Genomic DNA, 24,165 nt, shown 5'->3' on the forward strand with positions numbered 1-24,165 from the left:
CATGCCTCACACCTCCCTGTTCCCGCTGCGCGCCTTGTCACTTGCTTGCGCTGCGTTGTTGTCTTTGCCATGGGTGGCCAATGCCCAACAAGCAGCCGCAGACAGCCCCAGTTTTGTGATCCGCGGTTTTGACATCGTGGGCGAGAATCCCCTGCCATCCTCCGACGTCTCGCGCATCCTCGCTCCGTATCTGCGCAATGACGCCACGATCGAGACCCTGCAGAAAGCCACCCAGGCGCTGGAGGCGGCGCTCAAGGAGCGCGGCTTCCTGTTGCACCGCGTGGCCCTACCGCCACAGGAGGTGGGCCAGTCCGTCAAGCTCAACATCGTCAAGTTCGTCATCGGCAAGGTGACGATAGAAGGGCGCGAGCGCTACAGCGAGTCCAACCTGCGTGCCAGCCTGCCCGAGCTGGCCGAGGGCACGGCACCCAACTTCCAGACGCTGGCGGTGCAGACTGCGATTGCCAACGAGAGCCAGGGCAAGCAGGTGCAGGTTTCGCTCAAGGAGTCGGACGAGCCGGACAAGATCGATGCGCGCATCCTCGTCAAGGAAGCCAAGCCCTGGTATGTGTCGGTGAACGCCGCCAATACCGGTTCTCGCGCCACCGGCAATGACCGCGTCACGCTGGCCGCGGGCCACGCCAATGTGGCTGACTTGGACCACGCGCTGACCTTGGCGGTCACCACGTCGCTGGAGCGCTCGGAAGACGTGCGCCAGTACGGGCTCAACTACCGCATCCCCGTGTACCGCTGGGGCGGGGTGCTGGGTGCCAACTTCACCCAGTCCGACGTGCTGGGGGACTTTGGCTCCTTCAAGAGCACTGGTGCGGGCCAGACCTCGGCCATCAGCTACAGCCACTATCTGGCACCGCAGGGCGGTTTTCGCAGCTACCTGACGGTGGGCCTGGAAGACAAGCAGTTCAACATCACCAAGATCAACGGCGTGCCCCTGGCTGGCCAGCGCACGCGGCGCAGCCTGCCGCTCACGCTGGGCTACAACGCCCGGCTGGAGTCGGACCTGGCGACCTGGGGCTACAACGCCGATCTGGCAGTCAACCTGCCGGGTGGCGATGGCAATGACCTGACGGCCTACCGGACCGAAGACACCCGCATCACCACCGCCAGCTGGACCGCCGTGCGTGCTGGCGTCAATTACCTGGCGGGCCTGGGTGGCGGTTGGTTGTGGGGTGTGCGTGGCCAGTTCCAGTACAGCCCGGACGCGCTGATTGCCGGCGAACAATTTGGCATCGGCGGCGCCACCTCCGTGCGCGGCACGGGGGAGCGCCCGATCTCGGCCGACAGCGGCTTGGCGTTCTCGAGCGAGATCACCACGCCCGAGCTGGCTCCGGGCTGGCGCGCCCTGGGCTTTGTGGATGCCGGCTGGCTCAGCAACAACAACGCCAACATCAACAAGCTGGCATCGGACAACATCGCCAGCGTGGGCCTGGGCGTGCGCTATGTGCGCTCCGGACTCTCGCTCTCGGCCGATTACGGCCGCGTGGTCACTGGCAGCGCACTGCCCGCCTCCAGTGGCACCAGCTACCCGCGCGAAGGCGACGACAAGCTGCACATCAACCTCACTGCACGTTTCTGAGATTTTTCATGGCCGGACTCACTCCCCAGACCCCCACCCCCCAGGCGCTGACGGTGCATAGCCAGTCCCGGGTGCTGGAGGTCAGCTTTTCGGACGGTGCCCGGTTCCGCATCCCTTTCGAACTCATGCGCATCTACTCGCCGTCGGCCGAGGTGCAGGGCCATGGCCCGGGCCAGGAAACCCTGCAGACCGGCAAGCGCGATGTGCAATTGGAGGCGCTGGAGCCTGTGGGCAATTACGCGGTGCAGCCGCACTTCTCGGATGGCCACAACACCGGCATCTACTCCTGGGACTACCTGTACTTTCTGGGTTCCCAGGAGGCGCGTCTTTGGCAGGAATACGACGAAAAACTCAGGGCCGCGCAGACCGAGCGCGATGCACCCATGCCCGTCAAGGGCGGGCACAGCTGCGCCAGCCATTAAAATTGCTATTGTTTCAGGAGCTGCTCGCGCATATTTTGCGGGGGCTAGAGCCATATTTCATTCAAAACCATGACCAACACCCATTTCGGCTTCAAGACCGTCAATGAATCGGACAAGGCCCGCCATGTGCGCGGCGTGTTCGATTCCGTCGCCCCCAAGTACGACCTGATGAACGACCTGATGTCGGCCGGCCTGCACCGCGCCTGGAAGGCCTACACCGTGCTGGTAGCCAACCTCAAGGAGGGTGACCGTGCGCTCGATATTGCGGGTGGTACCGGTGACCTGGCGCTGGCCTTCTCTAAAAAGGTCGGCAAGAGCGGCGAAGTGGTGCACACCGACATCAACGAAGCCATGCTGTCCACGGGCCGCAACCGCCTGCTCGATGCCGGCATCATCCTGCCCACGCTGGTCTGCGATGCCGAGAAGCTGCCTTTCCCCGACAACTATTTCAAGGTGGTGAGCGTGGCCTTCGGCCTGCGCAACATGACGCACAAGGATGTGGCATTGGCAGAAATGCAACGCGTATTGCAACCGGGCGGCAAGCTGCTGGTCTTGGAGTTTTCCAAAGTGGCCCCACCTCTGGAGAAGGTATACGACTGGTACTCTTTCAAGGTCTTGCCGCGTCTGGGCAAGCTGATCGCCGGAGATGACGCGAGTTACCGTTATCTGGCCGAGTCCATTCGCATGCATCCGGGCCAGGAAGAGTTAAAGACCCTGATGCACAAAGTGGGCTTTGGACATGTGGACTATCACAACCTGACTGGCGGTATTGCCGCATTGCATGTTGGAATCAAGTGCTGAGACAACTAATTTTGGAGCAAACATGAAATTCTGGGCTTTGGGTTTGGCACTGGTTCTGTCCCTCTCGGGCATAAACGCAGAAGCCGCCAAGCGTCTGGGGGGCGGCAAGTCGTTTGGCAAGCAGTCCAGCAACGTGACCCAGCGCGACGCTAGTCCTGCAGCACCCGCGGCGCCAGCCGCGCCCGCGCAGAACGTCAACAACGCCGCCGCCAAGCCCGCGCCTGCGGCGCCTGCTGCGGCTGCCCCCAAGCGCCCCTGGGGCGCCATGCTTGGTGGCCTGGCCGCTGGCTTGGGTCTGGCCTGGCTGGCCAACTCCCTGGGCATGGGTGAGGCCTTTGGCAACATCATCATGATTGCGCTGATCGCCATGCTGGCGATGGCGGCCATCGGCTGGTTCATGCGCAAGCGCCAACCTGCGGTGCAATCGAGCCCCTTTGCCTTCCAGGGCGCGGGCCAGACGCCGGCCACGGTGGCCAAGCCCTACCGCGCCGAGAACGTCGGTAATGACGCATCGGCCCGCCCTTGGGAGCGTAGCAGCATGGCTTTTGAGGCCCCTCAGCAGCCCCAGGGCGGTTCGATGATCGGCTCGGCCCTACTGGGTTCGCAGACTTGGGGTGTGCCCGCCGGTTTTGACACCGAGGGCTTCCTCAAGTCCGCCAAGGCGAACTTCGTGACTTTGCAAGCGGCATGGGACCGTTCCGACATCCGGGCCCTGCGCGCCATGATGACGGACGACATGCTCAAGGAAATCCGCGCCCAGTTGGCTGAACGCGAGACCCACACGGGTGCGGGTCCCAACCACACCGACGTGGTCATGATCGAAGCCCGTCTGTTGGGCATCGAAGAGCTGCCCGATGAATACATGGCCAGCGTCGAGTTCTCCGGCATGATTCGCGAAGAAGCCTCCGCTGGCCCCAGCCCGTTCCGCGAAGTCTGGAACATGACCAAGGCCAAATCCGGCCCCAGCGGCTGGCTGGTGGCGGGTGTGCAAGCGCTGCAGTAATCCCGTCGCAGCGCGAAAGCGTGCCTGATAATCAGGGGACTATGGCAACACAGTCCCCTTTTTCTATGCTGGAAGGCCTGTTCAAGGCGCTTCCCACTCCCCCCGCTCCCCCTGCGTGGCTTGTCGAAGAAAGCCAGCGCCGCGTGGTGCTGTTGCTCAACCATGTGCTGCAGCAGGAGCCCCAGGCCATGGAGCGGCTGGTGCGCCAGAAGGGGCGTGTGGTGCTGTGCCAGTGGCAGCAGTTCACCTTCAAGCTACGGGCCACGCCGGCCGGTCTGCTGGACCTGGCTTCCGCGGATGCCACGCCTGACCTGACGCTGGTCATCCTCGACGACTCCCCACTGGCGATTGCCCAGACCCTGATGCAGGGCGGCAAACCCAAGGTACGCATCGAGGGCGATGTGCAGCTTGCGGCGGAGGTGAACTGGTTGGCCGACCATGTGCGCTGGGATGTGGAAGAAGACCTTTCGCGCATCCTGGGCGATGCCCCGGCCCATCTCTTCATGCAGACCGTGCGCACGCTGGCACAGGCGCTGCAGCAGTTTGTCGGCCCCCGGGCCTCTGCTGCGGGCCCTGCCGCATGACCCGGCTGGGCCGCGGCATCTTCATCGTCTGGGTGGCCCTGCGCTATGGGCTGGACGAGCTGGTTCTCACCAGCTTCCAGAAACCCTGGCTGCGCTGGCTGGCGCGCGTCGTCTCGTTCGGGCGCAAGCTGAATGCGCCCCGCGGCCAGCGCCTGCGTGAGGCGTTGGAGCGCCTGGGCCCAATCTTTGTGAAGTTCGGTCAGGTGCTGTCGACCCGGCGCGACCTGCTGCCTACCGACATCGCCAACGAGCTTGCCAAGCTGCAGGACCGGGTGCCGCCGTTTCCCTCGGCTGTTGCTGTTGCCACCATCGAGCGCGCGCTGGGCAAGCCGCTGGACCAGCTGTTCGAGTCCTTTGAGCAGACCCCGGTGGCCAGCGCCTCCATCGCCCAGGTGCACTTTGCGGTGCTGCGGGACCGCCAGGGCCAGCGCCGCGAGGTCGCGGTCAAGGTATTGCGCCCTGACATGCTGGGCGTGATCGACAAGGACCTGGGCCTGATGCGCATGATGGCGGGTTGGGTGGAAGGCCTGTCGGCTGACGGCAAGCGCCTCAAGCCGCGCGAGGTGGTGGCCGAATTTGACAAGTACCTGCACGACGAGCTCGATCTGGTGCGCGAAGCCGCCAGTGCGGCCCAACTGCGCCGCAATATGGAGGGACTGGGCCTGGTGCTCATCCCCGAGATGTGGTGGGATCTGTGCTCCACCGAGGTGTTGGTCATGGAGCGCATGCATGGCGTGCCCATCAGCCAGGTGCAGCAGCTGCGCGAGGCCGGGGTGGACATTCCCAAGCTGGCGCGCGACGGCGTCACGCTGTTCTTCACCCAGGTGTTTCGCGACGGCTTTTTCCACGCCGACATGCACCCCGGCAACATCCAGGTCAGCCTGGCGCCCGAGACCTTTGGCCGCTACATCTCGCTGGACTTCGGCATCGTGGGCACGCTCACCGAGGTCGACAAGGAATACCTGGCGCAGAACTTCGTGGCGTTCTTCCGGCGCGACTACAAGCGCGTGGCCGAATTGCACATCGAATCGGGTTGGGTGCCCGCCAGCACCCGGGTGGACGAGCTGGAGGCGGCGGTGCGTGCCGTCTGCGAACCGTATTTCGACCGTCCCTTGAAGGAAATTTCGCTGGGCATGGTGCTGATGCGCCTGTTCCAGACCTCGCGTCGCTTCCAGGTGGAGATCCAGCCCCAGCTGGTACTGCTGCAGAAAACCCTGCTCAATATTGAGGGCCTGGGCCGCGAACTGGACCCTGAACTGGACCTCTGGGCCACGGCTAAGCCCTTTCTGGAGCAGTGGATGCTGGAGCAGGTGGGGCCGCAGAAGCTGGCTCGCGAACTCAAGGCGCAGGCACCGCGCTACGCCAAACTGCTGCCCGAGCTGCCGGGTCTGCTGCACCAGTTCCTGCAGCAACGCGGCACCGACAACAGCCAACTGATGCAGGAGCTGCTGCAGGAGCAAAAGCGCACCAACCGCCTGTTGCAGACCCTGGTGGCGGCCGTGATCGGCTTTGCGCTGGGCATGGTGGTGATGCAATGGGTGGTGCGCATAAGGCTTTTCTAAGCCCATTTGCCGGCCCGCTCTTATAATCGAGAGCTTTGCAACTTGTTTCCAGAGCCAGCTTTCCATGCCCATATACGCCTATAAATGCGAGTCCTGCGGGTTTGCCAAGGACGTGTTGCAGAAAATCTCCGACGCTCCGCTGCAGGATTGCCCCCAGTGCAACCAGCCCAGCTTCAAGAAGCAGGTGACTGCCGCCGGCTTTCAGCTGAAGGGCTCGGGCTGGTATGTGACCGATTTCCGAGGTGGCAATGCTACCCCTACAGGTGTTGCTCCGGCCAGCGGTGGTGAAGCGGCGACCGGCACTCCTGCCGCTCCGGCTGCCGCCCCCGCCAAGACCGAATCTGCACCTGCAGCTGCCCCGGCTGCCAGTACCCCGCCCACCTCGTCTAACCCGACGTCCTCTACCTGACCCTCCCGAACTGGAGCACCTGTGCCAATCAAGAAATACCTGCTCACCGGTTTGATGGTCTGGCTGCCTCTGGCCATCACCATCTGGGTGCTGCTGTGGCTGGTGGGCCTGCTGGACGCCGTGTTTGCCGGTTTTCTGGCGGGCGTGGCGGCCGTCACGCCCGAGTCCATGGCGCCGGCCATAGAGCGCCTGCACAATATTCCGGGCCTGGGTGTGTTGCTGGTGTTCTCGGCCATGCTGGTCACCGGTGCCCTGGTCTCCAATGTGGCGGGCCGCTGGTGGGTCAAGCAATGGGACCGCCTGTTCACCAATATCCCCATCGTCAAGTCCATCTACAACAGCGTCAAGAAGGTCTCTGATACGCTGTTTTCCAGCAATGGCAATGCGTTTCGCACGGCCCTGCTGATCCAGTACCCGCGCGCGGGCAGCTGGACGATTGCGTTCCAGACCGGAACGCCCAGCGGTGAGGTGCAAAACCACCTGAATGGCGAGTTCGTCAGTGTCTACGTGCCCACCACTCCCAACCCCACCAGCGGCTTCTTCCTCATGCTGCCCAAGGCCGATGTGATCGAACTGGCCATGAGCGTGGATGAGGCTCTGACCTATGTGATCTCCATGGGTTCCGTGGCCCCCACCCAACCGATTAACCCTGCCGCTGTCACCGACGCGGCGAACTGAAAGCAAGCTATGGCCATGCGCTCCCACTATTGCGGTCTTGTGACCGAAGCCCTGTTGGGCCAAACCGTTACCCTGTGCGGCTGGGTGAACCGTCGCCGTGACCACGGCGGCGTGATCTTCGTGGACGTGCGCGACCGCGAAGGTTATGTTCAGGTGGTCTGCGACCCCGACCGCCCTGAAATGTTCAAGGTGGCTGAAGATCTGCGCAACGAGTTCTGCGTGCAGGTCAAGGGCGTCGTGCGTGCGCGCCCCGCCGGCACCACCAATGACAAACTCAAGAGCGGCCAGATCGAAGTGCTGTGCCACGAACTGACCGTGCTCAACGCTTCCGTCACCCCGCCTTTCCAACTGGACGAGGACAACCTCTCCGAGACCACGCGCCTCACCCACCGTGTGCTGGACCTGCGCCGCCCCTACATGCAAAACAACCTGATGCTGCGCTACCGCGTGGCCATGGAAGTGCGCAAGTTCCTCGACGCCAACGGTTTCGTCGACATCGAAACCCCCATGCTCACCAAGAGCACGCCCGAAGGCGCGCGTGACTACCTGGTGCCCAGCCGCGTGCACGACGGCATGTTCTTCGCGCTGCCACAAAGTCCTCAGCTGTTCAAGCAGTTGCTGATGGTGGCCGGCTTCGACCGTTATTACCAGATCACCAAGTGCTTCCGTGACGAAGACTTGCGCGCCGATCGCCAGCCTGAGTTCACCCAGATCGATATCGAAACCTCCTTCCTGACCGAAGAAGACATCCGCGACATGTTCCAGGGCATGATCACCACGGTGTTCAAGAACACCATTGGTGTGGACTTGGGCGAGTTCCCGGTCATGACCTACCAGGACGCGATGCATCTGTACGGCTCCGACAAGCCCGATCTGCGCGTGAACCTGCAGTTCGCCGAGCTGACCGACGTGATGAAGGACGTGGACTTCAAGGTCTTCTCCGGCGCCGCGACCATGAAGGGTGGCCGCGTGGTGGCCCTGCGCGTGCCTGGCGGATCGGTCGAAGGCGGCGGCATCAGCCGTGGCGAAATCGACGCCTACACCGAGTTCGTCAAGATCTACGGCGCCAAGGGCCTGGCCTACATCCGCGTCAACGAGCTGGCCAAGGGCCGTGATGGTCTGCAAAGCCCCATCGTGAAGAACATCCACGACGCCGCGCTGGCGGCCGTGCTGGAGCGCACCGGAGCCAAGGACGGCGACCTGATCTTCTTTGGTGCTGACAAGGAAAAAATCGTCAACGACGCGATCGGTGCATTGCGCATCAAGATCGGCCACAGCGAGTTCGGCAAGAAGAACGGTCTGTTCACGGCCGGCTGGCGCCCGATGTGGGTGGTGGATTTCCCCATGTTCGAGTTCGACGAGGAAAACCAGCGCTACACCGCCGTGCACCACCCCTTCACCGCACCCAAGGCCGGCCACGAAGACTGGATGGTCAGCGCGCCTGAGAAGTGCATTTCCCAGGGCTATGACATGGTGCTTAACGGTTGGGAAATGGGTGGCGGCTCGGTCCGTATCCACCGTGCCGACGTGCAGCAAAAGGTGTTCGATGCGCTCAAGATCACGCCCGAAGAAGCCCAACTGAAGTTCGGCTTCCTGTTGGACGCGCTGCAGTACGGCGCGCCCCCGCACGGTGGCCTGGCCTTCGGTCTGGACCGTATCGTCACGCTGATGACCGGTGCAGAGTCCATCCGCGACGTGATCGCCTTCCCCAAAACCCAGCGTGCCCAGTGTCTGCTCACGCAGGCACCCAGCCCGGTGGACGAGAAGCAGCTGCGCGAGCTTCACATCCGCCTGCGCAACCCGGACGCGGTCAAGGCGGCTTGATCGGGTTCCGGTCTCATGCACAATGAAAGGGCGCTCTGGTAGCGCCCTTTTTTATGCCCAAACCTTTCAAGATTCCGCGCTCTGTCCTGGTGGTGATCTACACCCCGGCTTGGGATGTCTTGCTGGTACGCCGCACCGAGACCGACCCGCAGGCGCCGGCCTTCTGGCAATCGGTGACTGGCAGCCTGGACCGCGAGGACGAGCCCTGGCTGCAGACCGCCGCACGCGAGGTCTGGGAAGAGACCGGCATCGACTGCCGCCACAGCGGTCATCTGCAGGACTGGGGGCTGGAAAACATCTACCCCATCTATCCGCGCTGGCTGCACCGCTACGCGCCCGGTGTCACCCACAACACCGAGCGCGTATTTGGCCTCGAAGTGCCTGAAGGCACACCGGTGCAGCTCCACCCGCGTGAGCACACCGACTTCTGCTGGCTTCCCTATACCGAGGCGGCGGACCTGTGTTTCTCGCCCTCCAACGCCGAGGCCGTGCTGCAGCTGCCGCAGCAAAGCCGGCTGGCCCTGCCATGACGGCCTCTACGCTGCGCATCGCCACCTACAACATTCACAAGGGCGTGCAGGGCCTGGGGCCAGCGCGCCGCCTGGAAATCCACAACTTGGGCCATGCGGTGGAGCAGCTCGACGCTGATGTGGTCTGCTTGCAGGAGGTGCGCAAGCTGCACCGGCGCGAAGCGCGCTACTTTGCCCACTGGCCCGAGCTGCCTCAGGCCGAGTTTCTGGCGCCAGAGGGCTACGAGGCGGTCTACCGCACCAATGCCGTGACGCGCCATGGTGAGCACGGCAATGCGCTGCTATCGCGCTGGCCGGTGCTGACGCATCAGCACGAAGACATGTCGGACCATCGCTTCGAGCAGCGTGGGCTGCTGCATGTGGAGCTGTTGTTTGAGGAGCGGCCCGTGCATGTGCTCGTGGTGCACCTGGGCCTGGTGCGCGCCAGCCGCCTGCGCCAACTGCAGCAACTGCTGCGCTTTATCGAACGTGAAATCCCGCCTCAGGCCCCTCTGGTGGTGGCGGGTGATTTCAATGAATGGGGGCCCTCGGTGGCGCGCCTGCTCGGGCCGTCTGGTCTGCGCCCGGCTGCCGCCGAGCGCCATCCCACCTTTCCCTCTCGCCTGCCGCTGCTGCAGCTCGATCACATCTATGCGCGCGGCCTGCAGCCTGCGGGACTCACCGTACCACGCGGACGCAACTGGGCGCGCATGTCCGATCACCTGCCGCTGATTGCCGAGTTCACCTGGCCTGAGGCGCGATGACCGAGCTGCCCTATCTGCCAGGCCATACGCTGCAGTTGCTCCAGGGCGGGCAGGACTATTTCCCGGCATTGGTGGCCGCTATCGATGCCAGCCAGAGCGAGGTGCGGCTGGAGACGTATATCTACGCCTTTGACGAACAAGGCGAGCGTGTGGGGGCTGCGCTGGAGCGCGCAGCGCAGCGCGGTGTGCGTGTGGCTGTACTCATGGACGGCATCGGCACGCCGAAGGTCCCCGAGGCTTGGCAGCAGCGCTGGGCGCAAGCGGGTGTGCACTGGCTGCGTTTTGCCCCGCTGGGGCGCTGGGGCCTTCTCGCCCCACGTTACTGGCGTCGATTACACCGCAAGCTGGTGGTGGTGGACGGTGCGCTGGCGTTCTGCGGCGGCATCAATATCTTGGACGACTACAACGACCCTCAGCATGGCCCCCAGCAGGTGGCGCGGTTTGACTTTGCTGTGCAGGTGCAGGGCCCGCTGGTGGGTGAGGTGCATGGGGCCATGGCCCAGCTCTGGAATCGCTTGCTCGCCACACGCCAGCTGGAGCAGTTGCAGTGGGCGGCGGCCCGGTCGGCCTGGCGTAGCCTCGTTTGGCAGCCGGTCAGCACCCCGCATCCCTCTCCGGCGGGGCAGGGTGGGGCGTTGGCGGCGCTGGTGCTGCGCGACAACGTACGCCATCGGGGCCATATCGAGCGCGCCTACCGCAAAGCCTTGGGCAAAGCCCAGCGCGAGGTGCTGATTGCCAACGCCTACTTTCTGCCGGGCGCCAAGCTGCAGCGCGCCCTAGTGCATGCGGCACGGCGCGGAGTGCGCGTGCGCCTGCTGCTGCAGGGGCGCTATGAATACTTCATGCAGTTTCACGCGGCCCGCCCGGTGTTTGGCCGCTTGCTGGCTGCGGGCGTGGAGATTCATGAATACGCCAGCGGCTTTCTGCATGCCAAGGTGGCGGTGGTCGATGGGCACTGGGCGACCGTGGGCTCCTCCAATCTGGATCCCTTGAGCCTGCTGCTGGCACGGGAGGCCAATGTGGCGGTGGAGGACGCAGCCTTTGCCGCCGCCTTGCAGCAGCGTCTGGAGCAGGCCATGGCGCTGCACGCCAGGGCGCTGGCGGTGGAGGATTTTGGCCGGCGCCCCTGGGGCCAGCGGGCGTTGGACTGGCTGGCTTACGGGCTCATGCGCTTGACTTTGTTGTTGGCCGGGCGACGGTATTGAGTTTTTGCTATCAATATGGGAGCTGCTTGCGCAGTATCCACGGGGGATGAGGGCGAAAGACCTTACTTTCCAAAGACTGGTAACATGCATGCATTCCTGTTTCCCTCACGCCCCATGACTCCTCACGACGCTGACGAAGGAACCCCGGTTTCCGTCAAGATCCGCGAGCGCCTGCTGGCCGCCCGCAAGCGTTTCAACGCGAACGACAACATCGCCCCCTTCATCGAACCCGGCGAGCTGGAAAAGCTGCTCGACGAGGTAGAGGAGAAGATGAAGGGCGTGCTGCACAGTTTGGTCATCGACATCGAGCACGACCACAACACCGACAACACGGCCCGCCGCGTCGCCAAGATGTACGTCAACGAGGTGTTCAAGGGCCGCTATGTGCCGGCGCCCAGCATCACCGAATTCCCCAACGTAGGCCACCTCAACGAACTCATGATCGTGGGCCCTATCACCGTGCGCAGCGCCTGCAGCCACCATTTCTGCCCGGTCATCGGGAAGATCTGGATTGGTGTGATGCCCAATGAGCACACCAACGTGATTGGACTGTCCAAGTATGCGCGCCTGGCCGAATGGATCATGGGCCGCCCGCAGATCCAGGAAGAAGCGGTGGTGCAGCTGGCCGACCTGATCCAGGACAAGACCCAGCCCGATGGCCTGGCCATCGTGATGGAGGCCAGCCACTACTGCATGGCCTGGCGCGGCGTGAAGGACATGGACAGCAAGATGATCAACTCGGTCATGCGCGGCGTGTTCCTCAAGGATCCCACGCTGCGCCGCGAATTCCTCTCTCTCATCCCCCGGAAAGGCTAATCCCATGTTGGTCCGTCTGCTCTATGCCAGCCGTGCGATCGATTCGCGTCCCGAGGCCATTGAGGCCATCCTGACACAGTCGCGCCACTACAACCCTACCTGCGGGATCACCGGCATCCTCTGCTACGGCGGCGGCATTTTCCTGCAAGCCATCGAGGGTGGACGCATGGCGGTGAGCGAACTGTACGGCCATATCCAGAAGGACGTGCGCCACAAGGATGTGGCGTTGCTGCACTACGAGGAAATCACCGAACGCCGCTTTGGCGGCTGGACCATGGGCCAGGTGAACATGTCCAAAATCAATACCAACATCCTGTTGAAGTACGCCGAGAAGGCCGAACTCGATCCTTATTCGGTGTCGGGCAAAGTCTCCTTGGCGCTGCTTGAAGAATTGATGGCCACCGCTTCCATCATCGGCCGGGCCTGATCAGGCCCTCACGCTCCGCCGCTGCGCGGGTCGCTGCCCTCAAGGGGGCTAATTTGCCTCGGGACGGTCCGGCGGCAAATTGCCCTTCCAACTGACTATGCCTCTTTCTGCGCTAGCCCTCGTCATCTTTGCCGGCCTGATTCACGCAAGCTGGAACATTGCGGCCAAGAAGGCTGGTGGGGACGCGCGCTTTGCCTGCTTCACCGCGCTGGTGCTGGCCGTGTTCTGGGCGCCTGTGGGGCTGTGGCTGGGCTGGCAGCAGGTCCCGCTGTGGGGCCTGGTGGAATGGGGTTTTGTGGCACTCAGCGGTGTGCTGCATGTGGTCTATTACGTGGTGCTGCTGCGCGGCTACCGCAAGGCCGATCTCACCGTGGTCTACCCGCTGGCGCGCGGTTCGGGGCCGCTGCTGTCCTCGCTGGTAGCGATTGTTTTTCTGGGCGAGCAGATTTCCGCGCTGGGTGGCTTGGGCATTCTGGGCGTGGTGGGCGGCGTGTTCCTGGTGGCCGGCGGGCCCGGCCTATTCCGCCAGGCGCAGGATCCGGACAAGCGCCTGCGCATCCGCAAGGGGCTGGTCTACGGCCTGCTGACGGGCGTCTTCATCGCGAGCTACACCGTTGTCGATGGCTATGCGGTCAAGGTGCTGCTGCTCTCGCCCATCCTGATCGACTACTTTGGCAACTTTGTGCGCATCGCCTTTCTGTTGCCCGCCATGCTGCGTGACCGGGCCACCATGGCTGCCCACTGGACCCGGCAATGGAAGTACGCGCTGCTCGTGGGCATCATCAGCCCCATTTCCTATGTGCTGGTGCTCTATGCCATGCAGGTCGCGCCCATGAGCCATGTGGCGCCTGCGCGCGAGGTTTCCATGCTGTTTGCCGCCTTGCTGGGCGGCCACTTGCTGGGAGAGGGCGATCGCCTGGCGCGCCTGTTGGGCGCCGTCTGCATTGCTGCCGGTGTGATGGCGCTGGCACTGGGCTAGGTCTATGACGCTGCTCGTCGGTTGCGACTTCTCCAGCAGCCCTTCCAAGCGCAAGCAGATCGTGCTGGCCACGGGGCAGCTGGAGCGAGGCCGATTCACGCTACAGGGGCTGGAGCGCCTGGCGACGCTGGATGCTTTCAGTGCTTGGCTGGCCCGGCCCGCAGCCTGGGTGGGCGGCTTTGACATGCCCTTTGGCCTGCCGCGCGAGCTGGTACAGACGCTGGGCTGGCCGCTGCAGTGGGAGGCGTGCATCCGCCACTACGCCAGCCTCTCGCGCGAGCAGATACGCACGCAGTTTGCGGCCTTTTGTGATGCACGTCCGGTGGGCGCCAAGTTTGCGCACCGCGCTACCGACTTGCCGGCGGCATCCAGTCCGTCCATGAAATGGGTGAACCCGCCCGTGGCCTATATGCTGCACGCGGGTGTGCCGCGCCTGCTGGACGCTGGCGTGCACTTGCCCGGCCTGCAGGCGGCCCGGCCGGAGGCACAGCGCGTGGCGCTGGAAGCCTACCCGGCTCTGTTGGCGCGCGAGATGGTGGGCAGCTGCAGCTACAAGAGCGACGATGCGGCCAAACAGACGCCCGAGCGCCTCATCGCGCGCAAGGATGTGGTCCATGGTTTGGAAACAGGGCAAACCCGTTTGGGCCTGCGCCTCAAGCTCAGCCATGCGCAGCGCGAGGCACTGGTCGATGATGCGAGCGGGGATGCGCTGGATGCCGTGCTGTGCATGGTGCAGGCCGCTTGGGCCTGGCAGCAACACCAAGCTGGCCATGCTTGCTACGGCCTGCCAGCCGGGCTGGACCCGCTGGAGGGCTGGATTCTGAGCGCCTGAGCGTGAAGGGCGTCAGCTGGGGCGCGAAGCTACCGTCTCTTCAACCTTGACGGCCAGCTGCGATATGGCCAGTGCTGCAGGGCAGCCGGGCATGGTTTGCAACAGTAGCTGGCGGCGCATGACGGCCTGGCGCACCGAAGGGTCGGCCGGAATATCACCCATGTGGACGAGCTTGAGCGGCTTGCCGCTGCCATTGCTGACAAAGCGGTCCAGCACCTGCTGTAGCTGCACAGTGATGGCTCTGCCATCACCGAGGCGCGCGGTCTGGTTGATCACCACACGCACGATGCTGCGTTTTTGCTGGTTAGCCAACACCTTGATGGTGGCGTACGCGTCGGTGAGCGAGGTGGGTTCTGGTGTGGCCACCACCAGCACTTCGGATGCCAAGGACACGGCGAACAGCACCACGTCGGAGATGCCTGCGCCGGTATCTAGCAGCACCACGTCGTAGTGCGGAACCAGGCCGGACATGATGCGCAGGAAGTCGTCACGCACCTCAGGCGTGAGGCGGGAGTACTCCACCATGCCCGAGCCAGCCAGCAATACCGAGAAGCCTCCGGGTGCGCGGATGATGGCTTCTTCGAGCTTGGCCTTGCCGGTGAAGACGTCGTGCAGGGTGATCTTGGGGTAGAGGTTGAGCACCACGTCGAGGTTGGCCAGGCCTAGGTCGGCGTCCAGCACCAGCACGCGCTGGCCGCGCTTGGCCAGCGCGGCGGCCAGGTTTGCGGACACAAAAGTTTTGCCAACGCCCCCCTTGCCACTGGTGATGGCCACCACTTTGCCCAGCGGCTTGAGCGGAACACCCATGCCGCCTTCGGTGGTTTCGGGAGGATTCAGCACGTCAGACATCAAAACACCCTCTGCATGGCGCCATTGCTATTCCCGCCCGAAGCATCGGTGGGGGCGCTTTCTATCCAGGCGGGTTCGCCCAGCGACAAGTGACCGAAGAGCAGATTCTTCTCTTCAGCACTGACAAATACTTCCTGCTGTTGGTCCAGAAAGACGCGGTTGCGGCCCTCAGCTTTGGCGCGATAGAGCTGCAGGTCAGCGCGCTCGCTCCACAGCGTGGCCGTGGAGCGCACCCACTCGGGCGCAAAGGCGCCGCCCACGCTGATGGTCACTCGAATGGTCTGTCCCGGTGCGATCTGAATATCCATGCCCTCAATGGTCTTGCGAATGCGCTCGGCCACGATGGAGCCATAGGCCGTGTGGCAGCTCGGCAGCATCACGGCAAATTCTTCACCGCCCAGGCGGGCCACCGTGTCCATGGGCCGCACGCAGCCCAGCAAGGCCTTGGCGATTGCCTGCAACACCACGTCGCCGGCCTGGTGGCCGTGGTTGTCATTGACCTGCTTGAAGTGGTCGATATCGAGCATCAGCAGGAGTGCGGGCTCACCCGAGCGCGCTACCACGTCAATGGCCCGGTCCACCACCGCCTTGAAATGGCGGCGGTTGGCCAAGCCGGTCAGTGGGTCCTTGAGGGAGAGTTCGCACAGGCCGTCGATGATGGCTTGCAAATGGGCCGTACCAGCCGTCTCGGCGGGGGGCAGCTGCAACGCTGGTCCATGCTCCAGCAGAGCACGCGCATCGTCCAGCCGCAGGTCCTGCAGGTTGACGTTGGGGGCGGGTGCGCGGGTAGACACGTAGGCGTCAATCAGTTTACGAAGCGTGGGCAAAGTCTAACAGGAAGCATTGCCAGCAAAGCCAGAGTTTGCTTGGTCTTGCGTGGGGTTCCTTGGGGCTTCAGGAGGGCGCGCAGACGGGGCACGCGGCCTGGCGCGACATGCGCACCGTGCTCCATTCCATGGCGCGCCCATCCAGCATGAGCAGGCGCCCGGCCAAGCCCGGCCCCAGACCCAGCAGCAGCTTGAGCGCTTCAGCCGCCTGGGTGGCACCGATGATGCCCACCAGCGGCGCAAATACACCCATGGTGGCGCATTGGGTCTCGGGTGGTGTTTCGTCGGGCGGGAAGGTGCAGGCATAGCAGGGGGAGGCGGCGCTGCGCGGGTCAAACACGCTGACCTGCCCGTCAAAGCGGATGGCTGCGCCCGATACCAGCGGCTTGTGCAGTGCGACGCAGGCTGCGTTGACGGCTTGGCGCGTACCGAAGTTGTCGCTGCAATCCAGCACCACGTCGGCCGCTTGCACCCAGCCGGGCAGGGTGGTGGCGTCGGCGCGCTCGGCAACGGCGTGGACTTTGACCAAGGGGTTGAGCACATCCAGCGTCTGGGCCAAGGACTTCACCTTGGGTTGGCCCACACGCGCCGTGTTGTGGGCGATCTGGCGTTGCAGATTGGTCAGGTCCACCGTGTCGGGGTCCAGCACCGTGATCATGCCCACGCCGGCGGCGGCAAGGTACATGGCGGCGGGGCAGCCCAAGCCACCCGCGCCCACGATCAAGGCATGTGCCGCACTGATGCGTTCCTGCCCTTCGATGCCGATCTCATCCAGAAGAATGTGCCGCGAATAGCGCAGCAGCGCATCATCTTCCATCCGGGATCAGTTCTCCTTGCTTTCTTCCTTGCGTTCGGTCAGGATCTTGCTGACCATCACGGACTTGCCCTTGAACTGGTTGAGCGCCTGCTGGAGTTGGAAGTCCTTGTCGGAGCCGAACTCGGGCACCTTGCGCTCAGCCACGGGCTTGCGCGACTCTTCTTCGAGGCGCTTGAGCGCTTCCTCGCGTGCCTTCTCGCGCGCCGGGTCCTTCTTTTCCTCGCCCTGGCCGCTGGTCAAGTGCTTCTCCAAATCGGCTTCCCGCATGCGCAGGGCGGCGTAGGGGCTGCCCTCCTCGGTTTCGTCGACCCAAACGTCGGGGACGATGCCCTTGGCCTGGATGGATTTTCCGCTGGGCGTGTAGTAGCGCGAGGTGGTGATCTTCAGGCCGGTGTCCGGACCCAAGGGGCGGAAGGTCTGCACCGAGCCCTTGCCGAAGGTCTGGCTGCCCATGATGGTGGCGCGCTTGTGGTCCTGCAGTGCGCCTGCCACGATCTCGCTGGCCGACGCCGAGCCTTCGTTGACGAGCACGATCAACGGAATTTTCTTGAGGCTGGCGGGCAGGGCCTTGAGCGCGTCCGAACCGTCACGGCCCATGTAGTCGCGGGGCGTGGCCTTGAGCACCTGCTTGCTCTCGGGCGTCTGGCCGTTGGTGGAAACCACAGTCACGTTTTCTGGCAGGAAGGCTGCGGAAATCGCCACAGCTGCATTGAGCAGACCGCCGGGGTCATTGCGCAGGTCCAGCACCAGGCCCTTGAGTTTGGGCTCCTGCTTGCTGATTTCCTCGAACTTCTTGGCGAAGTCGTCCACCGTGCGTTCCTGGAACTGGCTGATGCGAACCCAGGCGTAACCGGGTTCAATCACCTTGCCGCGCACCGATTGCTGCTTGATTTCTTCGCGTGTGATGGTCACGGGGAAGGTGCGGTTCTCGTCCTTGCGGTAGATGGTCAACAGCACCTTGGTATTGGGCTCGCCACGCATGCGCTTGATGGCATCGTTGAGCGTGAGGCCCTTGACGGCGGTGTCGTCAATCTTGGTGATCAGGTCATTGGTCTTGAGGCCTGCGCGGAAGGCGGGCGAACCCTCGATAGGCGAGACGATCTTGACTAGGCCGTCTTCCTGCGTGATCTCGATGCCCACGCCGACGAACTTGCCCGAAGTGCCTTCACGGAATTCCTTGAAGGATTTCTTGTCGAAATACTGGGAATGCGGGTCCAAGCTGGAGACCATGCCGGAGATGGCATCAGTGATGAGCTTCTTCTCGTCCACCGGTTCCACATAGTCACTCTTGACCATGCCGAAGACAGCGGCGAGCTGCTGTAGTTCCTCAAGTGGCAGGGCCCCTGCCGAGCTTCGCGCCACGGTCTGCAGCGAGACGGTGGTCAATGCCCCGGCCAGGGCGCCCAATGCAACCCAGCCCGTAATTTTCAGTTTGTGACCCATAAGTATTCCTGTGCCGCACCAATATACACCTTGGAGGGCACTCTTTCGTGTGGGTTCCCGCACCATCCGACTATTTCAGTCAGCTGGTGCGTAAAGAACTTCGGGGTCTCAGGCCTTGCCTTGGGAGGCCACGGCGGCGGCGGCCTTGGCGGCGGCTTCAGCGTCGCCTAGGTAGTAGTGGCGAATGGGCTTGAGCTCAGCGTCGAGTTCATAGACCAGCGGGATGCCGTTGGGGATATTCACGCCCACGATGTCATCGTCGGAGATGTTGTCCAGGTACTTGATCAGGGCGCGGATGGAGTTGCCGTGGGCGGCGACCACGATGCGCTTGCCGGCCTTGATGGCGGGCGCAATGGATTCGTTCCAGAAGGGCAGCACGCGCGCCACCGTATCCTTCAGGCACTCGGTCAGCGGTACCTGCTCGGCCTGCAGCTTGGCGTAGCGGATGTCGGAGCGTTCGCTGCGCGGGTCGGTGGCTTCCAGCGCGGGCGGCGGGGTGTCGTAGCTGCGGCGCCAGACCAGCACCTGGGCGTCGCCGTACTGCTTGGCCATGTCGGCCTTGTTCAGGCCTTGCAGGGCGCCGTAATGGCGCTCGTTGAGGCGCCAACTGTGCACCACGGGCAGCCAGGTGCGGTCCATCTCGTCCAGACAGTGCCACAGGGTGCGCGTGGCGCGCTTGAGCACGCTGGTGTAGGCCACGTCGAACTCGTAGCCGTCGGCCTTGAGCAGGCGGCCGGCGGTCTTGGCCTGTTCCACGCCGGTGGGGGTTAGGTCCACATCGGTCCAGCCAGTGAAGCGGTTTTCAAGGTTCCAGGTGGATTCGCCGTGGCGTACGAGAACGAGTTTGTACATGGTGTGGGGCTCAACAGTGGGGAACGAGAAGGGGAAACGCCCGCCATTCTAAAATGCCGGCTCCGTGCCAAGTAACCAATAAGGAACAACGTGAAATTTATTATCGACAACTGGTACCTGATTGCGATTGCCGCCGCTTCCGGTGGCTTGCTCTTGTGGCCAGTGCTGCAGGGTGCGACGGCCGTGGGTATCGACCCCAATGCTCTGGTGCAGCTTATCAACCGCGAGAAGGCGGTGGTGGTGGATGTGTCCGACGCGGCCGAGTTTGCCCAGGGCCATATCGTGGGCGCCAAGAACGTGGCGTTGGCGGAGTTGGAGGCCAAGCTGGCTGGCGTGGTCAAGAACAAGGCGTTGCCGCTGGTGCTGGTTTGCGAGAGCGGTTCGCGCTCCAACCGCGCCGTGGCGACCGCCAAGAAACTGGGTTACGAGCAGGCCCAATCGCTGGCGGGCGGGCTCAAAGCCTGGAAAGCCGCTAACCTCCCGGTTGAAAAGGCCTGAAACAGGCCGCCAACCTGCCAGGAAGCACCATGCAAGCCGTCAAGATGTACACCACCGCCGTCTGCCCCTATTGCGTGCAGGCCAAGCGCATCCTCAAGTCCAAAGGCGTGGAGACCATCGAGGAGATCCGTGTCGATGCCCACCCCGAGGAGCGCATGAAGATGATGGAGATCACCGGCCGGCGCACCGTGCCGCAGATCTTCATCGGCGACACCCATGTGGGCGGGTGCGACGACCTCATGGCGCTGGACAGCCGCGGTGGGCTGCTGCCCTTGCTGGGCGCTGCGGCCTGACATAATCCTCCGCGAGCGAAATTCCTTCGTCAGCCCGCCGGCCTATGCCGGCGGGCTTTGTATTTGTTTAGAAAGACTGTTGCCATGGCAGACCAAGATCCCGTATTCCAGATCCAGCGCGTGTACCTGAAGGAAGCTTCGCTGGAGCAACCCAACTCGCCTGGCATCCTGCTGCAGCAAGAGCAGCCCTCCGTGGACATCCAGCTCGGCGTGGAAGCCGCGCCCGTGGCCGATGGCGTGTTCGAAGTGAGCGTGACCGCCACCGTGACCACCAAGATCGAAGACAAGACCGTGTTCCTGGTCGAAGCCAAGCAATCCGGTATTTTCGAAATCCGCAACCTGCCCGATGAACAGCTCGGCCAGATCATGGGCATTGCCTGCCCGCAAATCGTCTACCCCTACCTGCGCGGCAACGTGGCCGACCTGATCCAGCGCGCTGGCTTCCCGCCCGTGCACCTGTCGGAAATCAATTTCCAGGCCATGTACGAGCAGCAGCGCGCAGAAGCGGCTGGAAGCGGTCTGCCTCAGTAAGCGGGTTTGGAGGTAAATATGCCTCCAGCCCCCATGGATAGTGCGCAAGCAGCTATGAAAATCATAGTATTGGGGGCTGGGGCCTGGGGTACAGCTCTGGCTATCAGCGCCGCACGCAAGCCGCAGGCGGGCCGCAGCGTCACGCTGTGGGCGCGTGATGCGGCCCAGCTCGCAGACATGGCGACGCGGCGTGAAAACCCGCGCTACCTGCCCGGGCAGCCCCTGCCTGCCTCCCTGCAACTGAGCGACCAGCCTTTGGCGGCGCTGCTGGCTGGCGTGGGCACGAACGACTTGCTCATTATTGCCACCCCCATGGCAGCGCTACGTGGCATGCTGACCCAGCTTCAGGGCGTGGCCGCGCCTGTGGCCTGGCTCTGCAAGGGCTTCGAGTCGTCGCTGGACGGTGCACATGGCCTGTTGGGCCATGAGGTGCAGGCGCAGGCCGCGCCCGCATTGCGCGCTGGCGTGCTCAGTGGACCCAGCTTTGCACAGGAGGTTGCTACAGGCCAGCCGACCGCCCTGGTGGCGGCCAGCGTCCATGCCAGCGTGCGCGAGGCTCTAGTGGCCGCCTTCCACGGCAGCGCGCTGCGGGTCTATGCCAACGAGGACGTGGTGGGCGTGGAGGTGGGTGGCGCTGTCAAGAACGTGTTGGCGATTGCCACCGGACTTTGCGATGGTCTGCAACTGGGCCTCAATGCGCGTGCGGCCCTGGTCACGCGCGGCCTGGCCGAAATTACACGCCTGGGGTTGGCGCTGGGCGCGCGGCCTGAAACCTTTATGGGTCTCAGCGGTTTGGGCGATCTGGTGCTTACCGCCACGGGCGATCTCTCACGCAACCGCAAGGTTGGTCTGGCTCTCGCCCAGGGGCAGACGCCGGAGCAGGCTGTACAGGCGCTGGGCCATGTGGCCGAGGGCGTCTACAGCGCACGCACCGTGCTGGCGCGCGCACGCCATCTGGGCGTGCCCATGCCGATTACAGAAGGGGTTGTCGATCTGCTCGACGGCCGCCTCGCCCCGGCCCAAGCCGTGATGGCCTTGATGGGCCGGGAGCCCACCGCAGAAGGTAGTTAGGCGGCTTTGGCTACCTTGGCCGCGATGTGGGCCATGGCTTCTTCAACCTGGTCCACCAGCACCAGGCACAACTCACCGGCTTGCAGCTTGTCCATGGCGGTGTCGATGGCCAGGAATTCGCCGAACACCTCGTGCCGCGTGGTAGCGCGGGTGGCATTGGCCAGGCCTTCGCGTAGCAGGGCGATCACCTCGCCGTCGCTGCGGCCGCGCTGGCACTGGTCTTCAAACATCACGATTTCGTCGAAGGCATTGCCTAGGATCTCGGTCTGCTGGCGGATGTCCTGATCGCGCCGGTCGCCGGCGCCACTGATGACCACCGAGCGTCGTGTGGCCGGCATGGCTTCGACGGCCTGCACCAAGGCCAACATGGCGTCGGGGTTGTGGCCGTAGTCCGCGATCACGGTGGCTCCGCGGTAATTGAACAGATTGAAGCGACCTGCCGCGTTGTGGTTGTCATTGGAGAAAGTGGCCAGGCCCTTGCGGATGACCGCCCAGTCCATGTCCAGTGCCCATGCGGCGGCCACGCTGGCCATCACGTTCTCGACCTGGAAGCCAATGGCGCCACCCATCGTGATAGGCACGTCGGCCAGCGGGATGCTTTGGAGCAGTTCTCCCTTGGCGGCGATCACATGACCGCCTTCGACAAACACCACTGCATGACCCTGCGCGCGGTGCGTGGCCATGATGGGGTGGTTCTTGTCGGCCGCGAAGAAGATCACTGCGCCCTTGCTCTTGGCTGCCATGGCGGCCACGATGGGGTCAGCCGCGTTGAGCACGGCAGTGCCCGTGGGCGAGACGTTCTGCACGATAACGCGCTTGAGCACGGCGAGTTCGTTGACGGTGGTGATGTAGTTCAGGCCCAGGTGGTCGCCGCTGCCCACATTGGTGACAACGGCCACATCGCAGCGGTCAAACGCCAAGCCTTCGCGCAACACACCGCCGCGCGCGGTTTCCAGCACGGCGGCGTCGGCATCGGGGTGCAGCAGCACGCTGCGTGCACTCTTGGGGCCGCTGCAGTCGCCGGTGTCTATGGTTTCGCCGTTGACGTAGACGCCATCGGTATTGGTCATGCCGACGCGCAACCCGTTCTGCGTGAGCAGGTGCGCGATCAGGCGCACGGTGGTGGTCTTGCCATTGGTACCGGTGACGGCCACGATGGGAATGCGCCCGTCTTGGCCCTTCTTGAACATGGTGTTGATGATGGCCTCGCCGACGGCGCGGCCCTTGCCGAAGGAGGGCGAGAGGTGCATGCGCAGGCCAGGGGCAGCGTTGACTTCCACAATGCCGCCGCCCTGGTCTTCCAGCGGCTGCAGGATGCTGTCGCTGACCACGTCCACGCCGCAAATGTCAAGGCCTACCATATGGGCGGCGGCAATGGCACGGGCCGCCACTTCGGGGTGCACATCGTCGGTCACATCGGTGGCCGAGCCGCCGGTGGAGAGGTTGGCGTTGTTGCGCAGGTTCACGCGTTGGCCCTTGTCGGGCACCGAGTCGGCCGTCAGGCCCTGGGTCGCCAGGCAGGCGTGGGCGATGTCGTCAAAGCGGATCTTGGTCAGCGAGGTGGCATGGCCCGAGCCGCGGCGCGGGTCCTGGTTGACCTGCTCGACGAGCTGCGCAATCGTGTGCACGCCGTCGCCCACCACCTTGGGCGGGTCGCGCCGGGCGGCGGCGACCAGCTTGTCGCCCACCACCAGGAGGCGGAAGTCGTTGCCCGGCATGTAGCGCTCGACCAGGATGTCATCGCGGAACTCGCGCGCCGTGGCATAGGCCTTGCGCAACTGGGCTTCGTGGGTGATATTGACGGTCACGCCCTTGCCCTGGTTGCCGTCCAGCGGCTTGACCACCACGGGCAGGCCGATTTCCTGCGCGGCTTTCCAGGCGTCGTCAGCGTCACTCACCGAGCGGCCTTCGGGCACGGGCACGCCGGCGGCGGCTAGCAGCTTCTTGGTGAGTTCCTTGTCCTGCGCAATCGCTTCGGCGATCGCGCTGGTGGCGTCCATCTCGGCGGCCTGGATGCGGCGCTGCTTGCTGCCCCAGCCAAAGCGCACCATGCTGCCTTCAGTCATGCGGCTGTAGGGAATGCCGCGCGCCACGGCCGCGTCCACGATAGAGCCGGTGCTGGGCCCCAGGCGTACGTCTTCGTCGAGGTCGCGCAGCTGTTCCAACGCGGCGGGCAGGTCAAACGGGGTGTCGTCCAGTGCCGACTGGCAGAGCTGCTGGGCCAGTTCCAGTGCCAGCTTGCCGACTTCTTCTTCGCTGTACTCCACCACCACCTGGAACACATGGGACTCCACAGTGGGCGTGGTGCAGCTGAAGGTGACGGGGCAGCCGGCCTGGGCCTGCAGGCCCAGCGTGGCGAGTTCGAGCACGCGCGCCATGGAGACCTGGTCGTCATGGCCGGTCACCTGGAAGGGGCTGACCTCGGGGAAGCGCGCACGCAGGCGCGCCTCGAAACCCGGGATGCGGTCTATGCTGCATTCGTCAGCGCTGCACTCCACCACGGTCTGGATGGCCGTGTGGTGGGTCCACAGGTTGGGGCCGCGCAGGGCCCGTATGCGATTGACTTGCATGGGTG

General features: G+C 64.0%; 26 protein-coding genes. 20 read left to right on the plus strand and 6 right to left on the minus strand.

Annotation, left to right across the window (positions count from 1 at the left end; translation table 11 throughout):
- The first annotated feature begins 1 nt into the window (after position 1).
- The 16 genes from AC1RNN_RS00660 (at position 2) to AC1RNN_RS00735 (ending at position 14,409) form a co-directional block, all read left to right on the plus strand.
- Positions 2–1,594: a ShlB/FhaC/HecB family hemolysin secretion/activation protein gene (locus tag AC1RNN_RS00660; RefSeq protein ID WP_493086842.1), complete on the plus strand. Its 1,593-nt coding sequence runs from the start codon at positions 2–4 to the stop codon at positions 1,592–1,594.
- Positions 1,595–1,602: 8 nt separating this feature from the next.
- Positions 1,603–2,016, plus strand: a complete 414-nt coding sequence (locus tag AC1RNN_RS00665) for a gamma-butyrobetaine hydroxylase family protein (RefSeq protein ID WP_493086840.1) — start codon at positions 1,603–1,605, stop codon at positions 2,014–2,016.
- 69 nt (positions 2,017–2,085) lie between these two features.
- Positions 2,086–2,817 carry a bifunctional demethylmenaquinone methyltransferase/2-methoxy-6-polyprenyl-1,4-benzoquinol methylase UbiE gene (gene ubiE / locus AC1RNN_RS00670; RefSeq protein ID WP_493086839.1) on the plus strand — a complete coding sequence of 244 codons (732 nt, stop codon included), beginning with the start codon at positions 2,086–2,088 and terminating at the stop codon, positions 2,815–2,817.
- A 22-nt stretch (positions 2,818–2,839) separates the two neighbouring features.
- Positions 2,840–3,820: a Tim44 domain-containing protein gene (locus AC1RNN_RS00675; protein ID WP_493086837.1), complete on the plus strand. Its 981-nt coding sequence runs from the start codon at positions 2,840–2,842 to the stop codon at positions 3,818–3,820.
- Between the two features lie 41 nt (positions 3,821–3,861).
- Positions 3,862–4,404 carry a hypothetical protein gene (locus tag AC1RNN_RS00680; protein WP_493086836.1) on the plus strand — a complete coding sequence of 181 codons (543 nt, stop codon included), beginning with the start codon at positions 3,862–3,864 and terminating at the stop codon, positions 4,402–4,404.
- Entirely contained in the window at positions 4,401–5,966 is a 1,566-nt protein-coding gene (ubiB, locus tag AC1RNN_RS00685; RefSeq protein ID WP_493086835.1) for a ubiquinone biosynthesis regulatory protein kinase UbiB, read from the plus strand. Before AC1RNN_RS00680 ends, ubiB begins: the two co-directional genes overlap by 4 nt.
- 64 nt (positions 5,967–6,030) lie before the next feature.
- Positions 6,031–6,375, plus strand: a complete 345-nt coding sequence (locus tag AC1RNN_RS00690) for an FmdB family zinc ribbon protein (RefSeq protein ID WP_493086834.1) — start codon at positions 6,031–6,033, stop codon at positions 6,373–6,375.
- A 27-nt stretch (positions 6,376–6,402) separates the two neighbouring features.
- Positions 6,403–7,053 carry a DUF502 domain-containing protein gene (locus AC1RNN_RS00695; protein ID WP_493087090.1) on the plus strand — a complete coding sequence of 217 codons (651 nt, stop codon included), beginning with the start codon at positions 6,403–6,405 and terminating at the stop codon, positions 7,051–7,053.
- Positions 7,054–7,062: 9 nt separating this feature from the next.
- Complete coding sequence (gene aspS, locus AC1RNN_RS00700) at positions 7,063–8,877, plus strand: aspartate--tRNA ligase (RefSeq protein ID WP_493086832.1); 1,815 nt, start codon at positions 7,063–7,065, stop codon at positions 8,875–8,877.
- A gap of 53 nt (positions 8,878–8,930) precedes the next feature.
- Positions 8,931–9,407 (plus strand): dihydroneopterin triphosphate diphosphatase, encoded by a 477-nt coding sequence (nudB, locus tag AC1RNN_RS00705; protein ID WP_493086831.1) that lies wholly within the window; start codon positions 8,931–8,933, stop codon positions 9,405–9,407.
- A complete protein-coding gene (locus AC1RNN_RS00710) occupies positions 9,404–10,150 on the plus strand; it encodes an endonuclease/exonuclease/phosphatase family protein (RefSeq protein ID WP_493086829.1) in 747 nt (248 codons plus the stop codon). Before nudB ends, AC1RNN_RS00710 begins: the two co-directional genes overlap by 4 nt.
- Positions 10,147–11,355 carry a cardiolipin synthase ClsB gene (clsB, locus tag AC1RNN_RS00715; protein ID WP_493086828.1) on the plus strand — a complete coding sequence of 403 codons (1,209 nt, stop codon included), beginning with the start codon at positions 10,147–10,149 and terminating at the stop codon, positions 11,353–11,355. Before AC1RNN_RS00710 ends, clsB begins: the two co-directional genes overlap by 4 nt.
- Positions 11,356–11,469: 114 nt before the next feature.
- Positions 11,470–12,171, plus strand: a complete 702-nt coding sequence (gene folE, locus AC1RNN_RS00720) for a GTP cyclohydrolase I (RefSeq protein ID WP_493086827.1) — start codon at positions 11,470–11,472, stop codon at positions 12,169–12,171.
- Between the two features lie 4 nt (positions 12,172–12,175).
- On the plus strand, positions 12,176–12,598 hold the full coding sequence (locus AC1RNN_RS00725) for a BLUF domain-containing protein (protein WP_493086825.1): 423 nt from the start codon (positions 12,176–12,178) through the stop codon (positions 12,596–12,598).
- A gap of 97 nt (positions 12,599–12,695) precedes the next feature.
- A complete protein-coding gene (locus AC1RNN_RS00730; RefSeq protein WP_493086824.1) occupies positions 12,696–13,577 on the plus strand; it encodes an EamA family transporter in 882 nt (293 codons plus the stop codon).
- A 4-nt stretch (positions 13,578–13,581) separates the two neighbouring features.
- The gene (locus tag AC1RNN_RS00735; RefSeq protein WP_493086822.1) at positions 13,582–14,409 is read left to right on the plus strand and encodes a DUF429 domain-containing protein; all 828 of its coding nucleotides are present in this window, start codon (positions 13,582–13,584) and stop codon (positions 14,407–14,409) included.
- 12 nt (positions 14,410–14,421) lie between these two features.
- On the opposite strand, the gene AC1RNN_RS00740 is transcribed toward AC1RNN_RS00735, so the two are convergent.
- The 5 genes from AC1RNN_RS00740 to gpmA all read right to left on the minus strand — a co-directional run bounded on the left by AC1RNN_RS00740 (position 14,422) and on the right by gpmA (position 19,197).
- Positions 14,422–15,258, minus strand: a complete 837-nt coding sequence (locus tag AC1RNN_RS00740) for a MinD/ParA family protein (protein ID WP_493086821.1) — start codon at positions 15,256–15,258, stop codon at positions 14,422–14,424.
- Positions 15,258–16,052 carry a GGDEF domain-containing protein gene (locus AC1RNN_RS00745; RefSeq protein ID WP_493086819.1) on the minus strand — a complete coding sequence of 265 codons (795 nt, stop codon included), beginning with the start codon at positions 16,050–16,052 and terminating at the stop codon, positions 15,258–15,260. Before AC1RNN_RS00745 ends, AC1RNN_RS00740 begins: the two co-directional genes overlap by 1 nt.
- Before the next feature lie 100 nt (positions 16,053–16,152).
- Positions 16,153–16,902 (minus strand): HesA/MoeB/ThiF family protein, encoded by a 750-nt coding sequence (locus AC1RNN_RS00750; protein WP_493086817.1) that lies wholly within the window; start codon positions 16,900–16,902, stop codon positions 16,153–16,155.
- Between the two features lie 6 nt (positions 16,903–16,908).
- On the minus strand, positions 16,909–18,345 hold the full coding sequence (locus tag AC1RNN_RS00755) for a S41 family peptidase (protein WP_493086815.1): 1,437 nt from the start codon (positions 18,343–18,345) through the stop codon (positions 16,909–16,911).
- 108 nt (positions 18,346–18,453) lie between these two features.
- Positions 18,454–19,197, minus strand: coding sequence for a 2,3-diphosphoglycerate-dependent phosphoglycerate mutase (gpmA, locus tag AC1RNN_RS00760; protein WP_493086814.1), 744 nt, complete (start codon positions 19,195–19,197; stop codon positions 18,454–18,456).
- A 90-nt stretch (positions 19,198–19,287) separates the two neighbouring features.
- Between gpmA and AC1RNN_RS00765 the strand changes: the two genes are divergently transcribed.
- From AC1RNN_RS00765 to AC1RNN_RS00780, 4 genes are all read left to right on the plus strand, one after another.
- The gene (locus AC1RNN_RS00765; protein ID WP_493086812.1) at positions 19,288–19,695 is read left to right on the plus strand and encodes a rhodanese-like domain-containing protein; all 408 of its coding nucleotides are present in this window, start codon (positions 19,288–19,290) and stop codon (positions 19,693–19,695) included.
- Positions 19,696–19,724: 29 nt separating this feature from the next.
- Complete coding sequence (gene grxC / locus AC1RNN_RS00770; protein ID WP_493086810.1) at positions 19,725–19,988, plus strand: glutaredoxin 3; 264 nt, start codon at positions 19,725–19,727, stop codon at positions 19,986–19,988.
- 84 nt (positions 19,989–20,072) lie between these two features.
- Positions 20,073–20,519, plus strand: a complete 447-nt coding sequence (gene secB, locus AC1RNN_RS00775) for a protein-export chaperone SecB (protein ID WP_493086808.1) — start codon at positions 20,073–20,075, stop codon at positions 20,517–20,519.
- A gap of 54 nt (positions 20,520–20,573) precedes the next feature.
- Positions 20,574–21,590, plus strand: a complete 1,017-nt coding sequence (locus tag AC1RNN_RS00780; RefSeq protein WP_493086807.1) for an NAD(P)H-dependent glycerol-3-phosphate dehydrogenase — start codon at positions 20,574–20,576, stop codon at positions 21,588–21,590.
- Here AC1RNN_RS00780 and cphA read toward each other — a convergent pair.
- On the minus strand, positions 21,587–24,160 hold the full coding sequence (gene cphA, locus AC1RNN_RS00785; RefSeq protein WP_493086805.1) for a cyanophycin synthetase: 2,574 nt from the start codon (positions 24,158–24,160) through the stop codon (positions 21,587–21,589). The two genes, AC1RNN_RS00780 and cphA, sit on opposite strands and share 4 nt — an antisense overlap.
- Positions 24,161–24,165: the final 5 nt, after the last annotated feature.

The sequence above is a fragment of the Rhodoferax sp. GW822-FHT02D07 genome, from assembly GCF_058802405.1.